At 35.3% G+C, this 12,964-nt stretch carries 11 protein-coding genes; 8 read left to right on the top strand and 3 right to left on the bottom strand.

What is annotated here, in order from left to right; all coding sequences use genetic code 11:
* Positions 1-2: 2 nt before the first annotated feature.
* The 7 genes from ACYQ0E_RS09740 to ACYQ0E_RS09710 are packed head-to-tail and all read left to right on the top strand — an operon-like array spanning position 3 to position 9,060.
* Positions 3-1,805 (top strand): tetratricopeptide repeat protein, encoded by a 1,803-nt coding sequence (locus ACYQ0E_RS09740; RefSeq protein WP_460188037.1) that lies wholly within the window; start codon positions 3-5, stop codon positions 1,803-1,805.
* Complete coding sequence (locus ACYQ0E_RS09735) at positions 1,806-3,491, top strand: GspE/PulE family protein (RefSeq protein WP_460188036.1); 1,686 nt, start codon at positions 1,806-1,808, stop codon at positions 3,489-3,491.
* 13 nt (positions 3,492-3,504) lie between these two features.
* Positions 3,505-4,707: a type II secretion system F family protein gene (locus tag ACYQ0E_RS09730; RefSeq protein WP_460188035.1), complete on the top strand. Its 1,203-nt coding sequence runs from the start codon at positions 3,505-3,507 to the stop codon at positions 4,705-4,707.
* Between the two features lie 2 nt (positions 4,708-4,709).
* Positions 4,710-6,281, top strand: a complete 1,572-nt coding sequence (locus ACYQ0E_RS09725) for a hypothetical protein (RefSeq protein WP_460188034.1) — start codon at positions 4,710-4,712, stop codon at positions 6,279-6,281.
* Positions 6,265-6,918 (top strand): hypothetical protein, encoded by a 654-nt coding sequence (locus ACYQ0E_RS09720; protein ID WP_460188033.1) that lies wholly within the window; start codon positions 6,265-6,267, stop codon positions 6,916-6,918. Before ACYQ0E_RS09725 ends, ACYQ0E_RS09720 begins: the two co-directional genes overlap by 17 nt.
* A gap of 25 nt (positions 6,919-6,943) precedes the next feature.
* Positions 6,944-7,582: a hypothetical protein gene (locus tag ACYQ0E_RS09715; RefSeq protein WP_460188032.1), complete on the top strand. Its 639-nt coding sequence runs from the start codon at positions 6,944-6,946 to the stop codon at positions 7,580-7,582.
* Positions 7,579-9,060: a DNA recombination protein RmuC gene (locus tag ACYQ0E_RS09710; RefSeq protein ID WP_460188031.1), complete on the top strand. Its 1,482-nt coding sequence runs from the start codon at positions 7,579-7,581 to the stop codon at positions 9,058-9,060. Before ACYQ0E_RS09715 ends, ACYQ0E_RS09710 begins: the two co-directional genes overlap by 4 nt.
* A gap of 93 nt (positions 9,061-9,153) precedes the next feature.
* Here the strand turns inward: ACYQ0E_RS09710 and ACYQ0E_RS09705 are convergent, their stop codons facing one another.
* A complete protein-coding gene (locus tag ACYQ0E_RS09705) occupies positions 9,154-9,612 on the bottom strand; it encodes a GNAT family N-acetyltransferase (protein WP_460188030.1) in 459 nt (152 codons plus the stop codon).
* Between the two features lie 22 nt (positions 9,613-9,634).
* On the opposite strand from ACYQ0E_RS09705, the gene ACYQ0E_RS09700 reads away from it, so the two are divergent.
* The gene (locus ACYQ0E_RS09700) at positions 9,635-10,234 is read left to right on the top strand and encodes a tRNA-uridine aminocarboxypropyltransferase (RefSeq protein ID WP_460188029.1); all 600 of its coding nucleotides are present in this window, start codon (positions 9,635-9,637) and stop codon (positions 10,232-10,234) included.
* Between the two features lie 59 nt (positions 10,235-10,293).
* Here ACYQ0E_RS09700 and ACYQ0E_RS09695 read toward each other — a convergent pair whose 3' ends face one another.
* Both ACYQ0E_RS09695 and ACYQ0E_RS09690 read right to left on the bottom strand, forming a co-directional pair.
* Positions 10,294-11,430, bottom strand: coding sequence for a glycosyltransferase (locus tag ACYQ0E_RS09695; protein ID WP_460188028.1), 1,137 nt, complete (start codon positions 11,428-11,430; stop codon positions 10,294-10,296).
* Positions 11,431-11,469: 39 nt separating this feature from the next.
* Positions 11,470-12,843, bottom strand: a complete 1,374-nt coding sequence (locus tag ACYQ0E_RS09690; RefSeq protein WP_460188027.1) for an acyltransferase family protein — start codon at positions 12,841-12,843, stop codon at positions 11,470-11,472.
* Positions 12,844-12,964: the final 121 nt, after the last annotated feature.

The following is a 12,964-nucleotide window of genomic DNA, read 5'->3' as shown; positions in this document are numbered from 1 at the left end:
TTGTGAGTGTATTGCTTGATGCGTTAAAAAAAGCAGCTGAAGAAAAAAAAGCTGCTAATAGTAGCTCAGGGTCTATAGATGCTTTAGATTCAGTTGCTGCAGTACAAGAAACTACACTAGATGAGCAGGAGACATCTTCTGCTCATCAAGATGCAGAGCCTGAAGATATATCAATACCAGAAGAAACTGAATCACAAGAAACTGAATTACCATTATTTGATTTAAAAATTAATGAACCAGTTAATGAAGAAAGTGAAACTTCCGCTTTAGATGATAATAGTTTGCTTGATTCGCAAACAGAAACCAATGCTTTTACACTTAAACTTGCAAGTGAAGAAATTAAAGATGATGAAAACCATGAGTTAGTTTCATTAATGGATTCTTTGGATGAAAAAGATTCTACGTCGGAAGTCCAAAATTTAGGTTTAGATGGTTCAAATGTCAATCCAATTAATGAAGTAGACAGTCAGTATAACGATGTAAATGAAGAAAAATTATCTTCTTCAGAAAAGCCTGTTTCTAATGATGAAGATTTTGCTTGGAGCCTTGATAAGTTACCAGGCTATACAGCAGATGACCCTAAAAATGTTGTTCCTAACGACACTGCTTATGTAACGAATCCTATTTTAGTTAGTGGAGAGAATACTCCGCCGAAGCAACCGAATAAATATACCACTTCTACTAGAGTTATCCTGAGTTTAGTTGTTGTGTTGCTATTTATTGGAATAGGTTTTTATGGATTGCTTTATTATCAGGAGCAAAATGAAGAACTAGAGTTTAGTATGAGAAAATATAATCTCACTAAAATGGCTCTACCAAACAAAACGGATAATAAACCTAATCAACAGCTTGCAGAAAATTCTACAACTGACGATACATTTAATTTAGTATCGAGCAAAGTAGACTCTCTTGGTAATTCAGTCAAAGAGTCTGTAGATAAGAATGCAACTACATCGGTAAATAATGATGAAGATCTTATTGCATCTCAAAATACCGATACAGTTAAACCTGTAAATTCAAATGGTGATAATAAAGTAGGACAAAGCAATCTTAATAAAGCAACGAAAGTAAACTCATCTCATGATGCTGTTAACAAAATTAAAACAACTAAAAAAATAAACACTTACCATTCAACTAAGAAAACCTCTAAAACCGTTTTTAACAATTCGAGAAATAACGCAAATTTAGATCCATATAAAGGTGTGATTGTTACTAGCTCTACCAAATCAGATATTGCTAAAGCGTACTCGGCATATAGTTCTGGTGATTATATTGAGGCTAAATCTTTATTTACTAAAATTTTACAGAAAGATCCAAAAAATATTAATGCAATGTTAGGAATGGGTGGAGCTTCAGTTGCCGAAGAGGAGTATCGTCAAGCGATAAGTTTTTATCAGCGAGTTTTAGATACTGAACCTAATAACATACATGCTTATGAAGCGATTGCTAATTTATCAGGAAGAGTTCAATTAAACAAAACATGGTCTAATGAACTAGAAAATATGGTTAGAAAATTTCCACGTTCGGCCGTATTGCAATATGCCCAAGGTAATATTTATGCTAAACAGAATGATTGGCTAAAAGCGCAAGAAAATTATTTTAATGCACTTGTAGCAGATCCAGAAAATCCTGATTATATGGTTAATTTAGCCATTAGTTTTGATCATCTTGGTAAATATAAACTTGCTGACAAATACTATACACAAGCATTAGGATTTGCTGGTAATAAAAAAGTAAGCTTTAATCAAACCCAAGTAAAAAATAGATTGATTTCTATTCGTCAGTTTATAGTTAAAGGCCACTAGATGCAGGCTCCTATGCGCCTTGGTGAAAGGTTAGTTAACGAAGGGTATATTACCCCTGATCAACTCTCTATTGCTTTAACAGAGCACAAACGAAACGGACACAAGTTAGGTGAAATTCTTGTTTCGCTTGGTTTTGTTAAAGTTGAAGTTGTACGTGAAGCTGTAGGTTCATTTGTTGGCTATGCATCAATGAGTCTTAAGGAAGTCGTTCCTGATCCAATTTCACTTTCACTTATTTCCGAGACTTTTGCACATAACTATCAATTAATGCCAATAAGTATTAAGGACAACGTCCTTAAAGTGGCTATGTCTAATCCTGGTGACATTCTTGTTTTAGACAAGTTAAGACGTCATCTTCAAAACCCTAATATACAAGTACAACCAGTACTTGTTGTTGAAGCCGAAATCCAAAATGCCATTGATAACTATTATGGCTACGAACTCTCGATTGAAGGGATTCTTAAAGAATTAGAAACGGGTCAAGCCGATTTAACGTCTATCTCTGCTAATAACGAATATTCTCAGCCTATGGTTCGTTTGGTGGATAACCTGCTTACTGATGCAGTTAAACGTAATGCATCAGATATTCACTTTGAACCTGAAGAAGATTATATCCGCATCCGTTATCGTATAGATGGTGTGTTACAAGAGATTCGTCTTTTACATAAAATGTTTTGGTCTGGTTTGGTTGTTCGTTTAAAAGTTATGTCTGAGTTGGATTTAACTGAACAGAGGATTCCACAAGACGGGCGTATGACCTTGATTGTTCATGGTCGAAGAATTGATTTTCGTGTTTCATCACTACCAGGGACTCACGGTGAAAACTTTGTTTTACGTATATTAGACAGAGAAAAAGGTATTGTGCCTTTAGATGCATTAGGACTAGATAAAGACTCCTATGATGAGCTTAAAATCATGATGGGACGTCCAACGGGTATTTTACTTGTTACTGGTCCAACAGGTTCAGGTAAAACGACAACCTTGTATTCGATACTTAATGAACTAAATGATATTGGTGTAAATATCATGACTTTGGAAGATCCTGTAGAGTATCCAATGTCATTAATCAGGCAAACCCCTGTTAACGAAGAAATCGGTATGGGTTTTGCTGCGGGTATTAAAGCGCTATTAAGACAGGATCCAGATATTATTCTTATTGGTGAGGTTCGTGATGCCGAAACGGCGGAAATGTCTATCCGAGCAGCGATGACTGGACACCAAGTGTTTGCCACTTTACATACTAACTCTGCAATAGGGGCTATTCCGAGACTATTGGATATTGGTGTTTCTCGTTCAATTATGTCAGGAAATATTATTGGTATTGTTGCCCAACGTTTAGCACGAAAATTATGTAAGCATTGCAAAGAACCTTATATTCCCGAAGAGTTTGAGAAACAATTATTATCAATCTCTGAGAAAGATAATTTTCAATTATACAAAGCCAAAGGCTGCGATAAGTGTAATGGAGTCGGATATAAAGGACGATTAGCCGTTCTTGAGACTTTACGATTTACCTCAGAAATGGATGAACTACTTTTAGAAGGCGCATCTCAACACGCGTTATTGGATAAAGCCATAGAAAATGGCTTCTCAACAATGGCTCAAAGCGGTATACGTTGGGTTAGAAAAGGTGAAACAACACTAGAAGAAATTAGTCGTGTTGTTAACTTAACTGAATTATTGTAGGTAATGGTCATAGATGGAAAACTATAATTACACAGGTATCAATAAGTACGGTAAACGTGTTACAGGTGTAATGCCTGCCGCTAATGGACAAGAGCTTGAACAAAAACTTATTAAATCGCATATAGATTTATTGACCTATAAAAAACAATCAAGTTCATTTTCACTTTTAGGCAAACCTAAAATTACACGTAAAGATGTAATTGGGGTTACGTTTCAACTTGAGCAGTTATTAAGAGCAGGGGTTCCTCTTTTAGAAATTATCGATGATTTAAAAGATAATTTTGAAAGTGATGCTGTTAAAGAAATGCTGGCTAATGTGTATGAATCAATGGAAGGTGGAACAACCTTTTCCGAAGCACTTAAGAAGTTTGAAAACGACTTTGGCGAAGTTTATATCTCTTTGGTTTCCGTAGGTGAAAAAACCGGACAATTAGAAGACATTCTTTTAGATTTAGCAAATATGCTCAAATGGGAAGATGAGCTCGTTTCAAAAGCTAAAAAAGTAATGATTTACCCAGCCATTGTTGCCACTGTTGTTATTGGTGTTGTTATTTTAATGATGGTATTTGTTGTCCCTGAATTGCTAGGTTTTATTACATCAATGGGTGGTGAACTTGGTTTTGCAACAAAGTCTTTAATATTTACCTCAGGCTTTATTCAGAACTACATATTAGAAATTTTCATTATTCCTATCCTGATTGTTTTGGGATTAAAATTTTGGCGTAAACAATCTCCCGAGTTTAAAGTTAAGACGGATGAAATGACTTTGCACTTATGGATTATTGGTCCGGTTCTATATAAACTCAAACTCGCTCGTATAGCCAACTCATTAGCCGTAATGTACGGCGCAGGTGTTAGTTTTCCTGATAGTCTCCAAATGGCCAGTGTGATTGCTGGTAATAAATATTTAGAAGGTAATATTTTGCATGCAACAAAAATGATTACTGATGGACGAGCTATTTATGAATCCTTTGAAGAAGCTTCGGTATTTCCTCCAATGGCGGTCAGAATGATTAAGGTTGGAGAGCTCAGTGGTGGAATGGATACTTCACTAAGGAATGTTAGTTATTTTTATGATCGAGAAGCAAAAGAGCTTATTGATAAAATTGAACCGACCATTGAACCAATTTTAACTGTGGTAATGGGGTTTATTGTAGGTTGGGTAATGATTGCCGTTCTTGGGCCTATTTATGACACGATTTCACAGGTGCAATAAGAATGAGATATGTTTTTTATATTACAGATAGTGGGTTAACTGCTTATAACTCTTCAGAAATGTCTACTAAGTCTTCTGAAACATTTGAATGGAATGATGTCGCCTTAATCGATGCATATCTTTCAACAATGCCGGAAAAAGCGGAAGCAGATGTTATTCTTGATTTGATTGAAGAAGATTTATACTTTGAATGGGCTCCTAAAGTACATCCATGGGAAAAATCAGGTATTGCAGAGCGTCGCAAGCAAAGATTACATCAAGATAATATTGCTTTATCAGAAGTAAAATGGACTGGTAACGTTCAAACTAGTGCAGACGGGCGAAAGGAAGAATTAATTCTTGCTTCAACAGTAACAGACTCTTTTAATTTAAGTAGTTTTTTACAAAGTCTTGAAGAAGCGCAGGTTATTTTAAAGGGCATTCATTCTAAGGCCTTTCTATTAGAAGAGTATTTTCGTAAAAAAGTTCGTGGATATTTAAAACTTAAACGAAATGATTTAAATAAACCCTTTTTATTAGTTACGCATCAATCTGATAATGTATTCAGACAAACCTTTTTCTTTAATGGAGAACTGCGTTTAAGCCGATTGGTTGAAATTGATAAAAATTCTGAAGATATTAACCAAATTCGCCAAGCCTTAATTGATGAAACTAAGCTTGCTATCACTTATGTTTACAACCAAAAAATAGTCCCTTTTAACAGTCCTATTAGCTATGTATTTCTAGATGGTGATCAAGAGATGCTTGATGGCATTTTAGCTAAATGTCAGGAAGAAGGCTTAATTCGTGGAACTTGGGAAGAAGGCGAATATTTTGTAGGAACGGCAAACTTTAGAGAAATAACACCAGAAGGCATTAACTGTAAACAATCAGGTAAGCCTTGTTATTCAAAAGAATCTATTGTGGATTTTGTGTTCAGTGATAAACCTAAGGGTTTTTATAGCAATGCTTATGTCGATAAAATCAACGGCTTTGTTACTGGACAAAAAGTATTAATTGCTTTAAATATTGTTTTGTTTTTATCTGGTCTTTACTACGTGCTTATTACTGGAATAGACACCATTGTCAGCTTACAAAAACAAGCGATGTTAGAACTTAAAATTGAAGAGCATGAAGCTGAGAAAAAACGACTTCAAGAAGTCGTTAAATTACAAGATGATGCACAGCAGATTAAAGCTTCAGTTGAATTTTCTGAAGCGATTCTAAAGCTTAAAGTTAATCGTTTAATTAGTTTTGATGTTAATGCTCTTACTCAAGTGTTTTCAAATAATAAAAATATTCAGTTATCATCAATTGATTGGAAAACATTAGATCGTTTTGATAGTCGTCGCAATGAAATTGTTATTAAGGCATGGGTATTTCCATTTTATGAGACTTATCATGACCCTGTAATGTGGGTAGATGCCTTCGTAAGCGAATTAAAAACTATTAAGGGTGTTGAAATGGTTCAACTTCAAAAAGAACCTTTAAACCGTCAATTGAGTCAAACATTAACAATAAATGCTAAAACAGATAATGTTGAAGCCTTACCATTTACTGTAACGTTGAGAGTGAAAGATGTTGAACCTAAGTAATCTAATAAGGGATCCACTTGTCCAACGATTCTTTAAAAAGTTGGTCATTATACTAATAATTCTTTCTGTTCTTCTTGGTTTAGCTTGGTATGGTTATGGTGAACTGCAAAAAGAACTTTCTGCTCAAGAAAGACCTAAGGTCCAAAAATTAAACTCATTAAGAAGTCAGGTAAAATTCTTACAGCAACAAGTTCGGTTGTATCAAGAATATGGTGATAAATATCAAGAACTTGTTAAAAAAGGTTTAGTCAAACAACAGGATCGTGTTTTTTGGACTGACTCTCTTATTAAGCTAAAAGATGAATATATTATTCCAGATTTGAGTTTTACTTTTTCTCCTGAAAAACCATTGAGTTCAGGTCAATTTAGCAAGATTAAAATTCCAAACGGTATGTTCTTTTATAGCGATGTAAAATTAAAGATGTCACTGCAACATGAAGAAGATTTGGTTCGTGTTTTTGAAAGCATCAGTCAAAATATCTCTCCTTTATATTTAGTTCACGATTGTGCTCTTAAATTAAAAGATACAAGTTATGAAGTAAATGCAAACTTTGACTTAACGAGCGGTAATATTAATGCGACTTGCTCACTTGTTGTGTTCCATACACATCAAACTAAAGCAAAAACCCCAATGTAAGGCTGAGAGAACGTAAGGTAATATTATGAAAAGTAGACAGTTCACAATTCCAGTTTTATGCAGTGTTGTCTTTTTGGGTTCTACGCTTAATATTTGTTATGCAGAAAGTCCAGATCAAAAAGACACGATTGAAAAGTTTCAAGTTGAAAATAATCAAGTAACGCCAATGTTTAAAAAGTTATTTTTAACTCAAGAAGAAAGGGCTCGTATTGATAAACAACGAGAAGCTTACCTTAACCCACAGATTAAGAAACAAGAAAAAGCCATTGCTAAAATAGAACCATTAACCGATGGCAAGCCAAAGAAAAAACGTATTTATATTCCACCTAAAGTTGCTATTTCTGCCGTTATTATTAGGCCTGATGGTTCGACAATTATTCGTGTTAATGGTAAATATGATGAATCACCATCTAAACACATACATTTAGATAATACTAATGCCACAACGAATGGTGTGCCGATTACCGTCAATGGTAAAACCAAAATTGTTCCAGTCGGTGAAACGTTATTAACGCATAAAAATAAGCTGATTGATACATATAAGCTAGATGCGCAAGCTCGTAAACGTTCAATGCCTAAAACAGAACAAAAATCAGTGAAAAATAGGCTTGATGAAGTTAAAATTCTGAATTCTTCACCTATAGACCTTAAACCTAACGAATGACTGTTAATTTATTAAGCCTTACGCTTATTGCTTTAGCGATAAGCGTTTTTATTGTTATTGTTCAGTGGCGATTTATATACAAAAAAAATCGTAATATTGAAACGCTTACTAATGAGAGTTCTCATACAGAACAAGAGTTGCAATCCGTACAATATCAATATCAAAGCCTACAATCTAATCATCTTGAATTAGAAAAAACGGTGCAGTCGCAATTTACTCAACTTGCCTTATTACAAGAAATTAAAGGGCAAGCTGAACAACTTCAAAAACAACAATTACATCTAAATGAACAACTCGCAACGAAAGATCAAGATCTAGATAAGTTACGAGAACGTTTAATGCTTAGTGAGTCCCAATCAGCCGAACTTACGGTTGCGTTACAAAAAGAACAAGAAATATCCTTAGAAAAAATTGCTTTACTAGAGTCCGCTAAAAAACAACTGGCTGATGAATTTAAAGTATTGGCTAATCAAATATTTGATCAGAAACAAGCCCAGTTTTCGCAAAACAGTCAAACCACGATTGAAGCGGTTTTAAAACCGATGCAAGGGGCTTTAGATGCCTTTAAAAGCCGTGTAGAACTGGTGCATAAAGAAGATTTAGAGGGCAGGGCTAGTTTAACTGAACAGCTTAAACAACTGCATTCACTTAACTCTCAAATGAGCGAAGAGGCCAAAAATCTAACCCAAGCACTGAAAGGTGACAGTAAAACTCAAGGTAATTGGGGCGAGTTAATATTAGAGCGACTGTTAGAACGCTCTGGATTAACTGAAGGGATTGAGTTTGAACGGGAAAAAAGTTTTACAGATGACAAAGGTAAAAGATTACGCCCTGATGTGATTATTAATATGCCAGATGATAAACATATTATTATCGATTCCAAAGTGTCCTTATTGCATTATGAGCAAGCTTTAAATGCCGATGATACAACAGCTCAAATGATAGCAACAAAAGCGCATTTGCAAAGCCTACAACGCCATATTGCGGCACTAGCAGAAAAACGTTATGACCATTTAGAGCAGCTAAATGCACCTGATTTTGTATTAATGTTTATTCCTGTTGAGGGCGCTTATTTAATGGCCATTGAAGCAGACAGCGGCGTGTTTGAAGATGCCTTTGAAAAACGTGTGGCTGTTGTGACGCCAACCACTTTATTTACGACGCTTAAAACCATTGAACAGCTGTGGCGATATGAAAGACAAAGCGAAAATACCGTTAAGCTGATTAAACGTGCTGCTGAAGTGCATGATAAGTTTGTTGGTTTTGTAGAGAGTTTTGAAAAAGTAGGCAAACAACTACAAACGGCGCAATTGACCTATGAGCAATCGCGTAAGCAAATGATTTCAGGCAATGGTAACTTGGTCAGACAGGCCGAAATGCTTAAATCATTAGCCGGCAAAACTAAAAAAGAGATACCGTCTCATCTATTAAAAGAAGCAGAAGGTTCTCCAGCACTTTCATCCGATAATTCTGAATAGATTTACCAGGCCTGGTAAATCTATTCATTAACACCTTAAGCTCGGCTCAAATAATACTTACGACCTGTTAATAAGACTTGTTTATAAAACTTGTTATATAGCGATTGTAAAGCAGAGCCAATTTTTACCATTCTGTTGCGCACTCTGAATACGATCATGTAATGTTTTGGGTAAATCACTCGGCGAGATATTGTGATATTGATTTTGCAAATAGAAGGTCTCTAAATGAGCTTCGCAAAAGGCATAAAGCGTATTTGTGTTGTGATTTTTTTGTAGATCTTTTTTTATAAAGCCAAGTAAATGACTTGCTACTTTTAATTGACGATATTCATTGGCGACAAACAAACCTCTTAGCCAGAGTGCATTTTTAGAATCGGTTATTTTTAAAAGTCTGGCCGTTGCAATTAACGTATTATTTGAACGAACTGTATAAATGAGGTCATCACGATTTGCTGAGTACGTTTTATTGCGCTTCAAAAAATGTTTTATTTCATAAAATTCATTCTCAGTCGCCAGACTAAATACAAATGTTTGCAGTGTGATTTCATTCATCTAAATAGGTTATCTTTACGTTATGAGTAGAAATGTTTGCCAAGCGTGTCAACGACCCGAAAAAGTGTGTATTTGTGGATTTATTCAATCCATTTCAAATATTGTTGAAGTGGGTATATTACAACATCCAACAGAAGTGAAACAAATCAAAGGTTCGGCGGTGATTGCTAAGTTATCGTTAAGTCGTTGTTCATTTTGGATAGGTGAATCAATAGACGATTTACCAGGCCTGGTAAATTGGTTACAAAATGGTGAAAACGTTTTTTTACTTTACCCCGAAGTTGAAAACCAAAAAGAGTCTTATCAAACATACGATATCGAATCTGTAAAAGAATTTGATAAACAAATGATTAAAATTTTGGTACTGGATGGTACTTGGCGAAAAACCTATAAAATCATGCAACTCAATGCAAAGTTAAGAGAGCTTAATAGAATAGAACTTAACCCAATGAATCAATCGCAGTACAAAATAAGAAAGCAAAGAGATGCGCAATCGTTATCAACGGTTGAGGCGATTTATGAACTACTGGCGCAACTAGAAAATAACACTGAAAAATACAAACCATTGTTAACGGCTTTTGAATCTATGCAAAATCAACAGTTAGCTTTTAGACAAGACTAGCGGCTAACTGCAAGGTATAGCCACTTAACGATATATGTTTTTATGTGTTACTTTTTAGCTTATTTTTTAGATTTGGTATTAGGTTGTTCTTGCTGTTTCTCGTGATCCACTTCTTCGCGTAATTTTTTAAAGATAAATAGATTAGAGATAGAGAAGTTAAAGCCCATACCCATAATAACGCCAACAATTAATGCCCCAATCATGTGTTCTTCAAAAAAGGGTACGTACTTGGTTAAGATGTAATAGGTACCATAGTTAACGGTAAATCCAATTAATGAACTGCTAGCAAAGGCTCCCCATTGAGTGGTTTTTTTGGTTTTTTCTCGATGACTAAAAGTGATGATTCTGTTAAGCATCCAGTTCCAGGTAACGGCAGGCCAAAACGAGATTGCTCGGGCAACGGTATGTGGTGTTCCAAACATTTGCAGTAATAAGTACACGGCTAAATCCACAATAAAGCCACTTCCACCGACAATAGCAAACTGAAAAAACTCTGCTTTGGTTTGAAACTTGTATTGATACAAGCGACGTAAATGACGTAGATATTTAAGTTGTTCTTTAAACGTTAGCTTAGATTCGCCATGTACACGGTCAACAAAATGGATAGGTACTTCTGAAACAACAGGAAAATCACCCTTAACCATAACTTCTAAGGCAATTTTATAGCCAATAGGCGAGAGATTGTGTTCATTAGGGATATCTTCTTTGCGAACTGCAAAAAAACCAGACATAGGGTCTTTTACGCGGGTAATTGGCAAAGCAGGGATAGTGGCAACCACAGAGTTAATATAACGCCACAATGTCCAGCTATCGTCAATGCTGCCGCCCTCAACGTAGCGAGAACCTAAAACAAAATCACTCTCACGGTTACGTAGTTGACTAATCATTTTTGGAATGGCCGTGGCTGGGTGAGATAAATCCGCATCCATCACCACCACAAAATCGCCATTTGCTTCACCAAAACCATCAATAACGGCGGGAGATAAGCCTCGGTTTTCGGTGCGTGTCACAATACGAATAGGGTAAGTATTGGAGAGTTCTTTGACTTTTTCAATAGAGCCATCTTGTGAATTATCATCCATAATGATAATTTCAAAAGCGTGTTCTCCCGCCTCTTGTAAAGCAGAGTGAATCATTTCACTCAATGGGGCTAGGTTTTCTACTTCTTGGTAAGTAGGGACAATAATCGATATCATGATTTCGACTCTATTTCTGTAAATGGTTTAGCGATACTATTAACGCTTATTCGTGGTGGCATTATGCCCTCCAAACCACTTGGTTTCAATCTGTTTTCCGTATTTGATAAAACGTGCCTCTACCCAAAAATGCAGTAACAGTGAAAAATACAAGGTCATTAGCACAGCTAAAATATAAGCAAAAGGGATTTTATAAAGAGAAACTTGCTGAATACTTTGTACATCAATTGTACCTAAAACAATCACCCATCCAAGCACGATAAACGGAAAGTGAAAAAAGTACATAGGGTAAGCCACTTCAGATAATAAACGCCAACCTTTCCATTCAACTAATGATTTTTTGAGTTGCTGAAAAAGCGATAAAGGACGGTCTTGTTTAACTTGATAGTGAGCCAGCAGAACCAATCCAAGAATTGCCATACTAAACACAATACGGTGCAGAGTGACTACGAGCAAGTTTAACGTTTCATTAAAGTGCGTAAAGTAATAAGAGTCATGATAATAAATAGGAAAACGCATGGTTAAATAAATAACACTCAAGCCAATCATCCATAAAATAGCGACTGTTATTTTATTTAAAGAGAGTTTGTATAACGGATAACGCCATAATAATAACGCCCATAAGATACCTAGTAAAAGTGGAGTAATACGGCTTTGAATAACATAGTACATATTATCCATATAGGTTTTACCGCTGGCGCTATCAAAGAATTGATACCAGTGCGTTTGGTAAATAACAGGGTGTTGCAACGCCACCCAGAAACGTAGGCCAATGGATGCCGCTATGAGTAATAAAATCCATGAAATTGGACGAGAACTCTTCGCCAAAAACAACAATAAAAAAGGTAGGATTAAATAAAATTGCATCTCAATGGATAGACTCCATTGCACAGGAATAATCCCCTTGCTAAAGATGTTTTCTATAAAGAGCAGGCTATACCAACCCTCGGTCATAAGTTTGTGAATATCGCCTAGACCGTACAGTAATAGAGCCACTAAAAATACGGGGTAAATTCTAAAAAAACGATGTAAATAAAAGCGACGAATGTGAATAGAGCGTTGTTTGTTGTACACCTTAAGCAAAGCAAAGCTTAATAAGAAGGCACTGAGCATAAAAAAGATATCAACCGCTTTATCAAAACTCAAAATAAAACTTAAGCATGCTGGAATACTGTCTACAAATTGTTGCAATTTAGCGGGATCTTTTTTAAATAGAAAAAACACCGCAAAAAAGATGTGAAACAAAATCACCATTAAGACACTTAAACCTTTCAAAAAATCCACCACCGGAAACGCCTTACTCGGTTGATGAATAATCTCTTGGGCTATTTTTACTGGCTTAGTAAATGGCCAAAGTAAAAAGGCCATAATATTTTGCAGTGAAAAGTTTTGTAGCGAAAAAAATGCTGGCATAGAGTTTGTGCTTTTAAAAATAGCTTCCGTTTAATATTAAATTTACCAGGCCTGGTAATTTGCCAAGTTATTAATTTTGAGTATGTGTATTTTGTGATTTATAACAAAAAAATAACCACGA

The organism is Thiomicrorhabdus hydrogeniphila (genome assembly GCF_054656895.1).
Note: the sequence above shows the minus strand (reverse complement) of the source record. Positions and strands in the feature narration are given on the sequence as shown.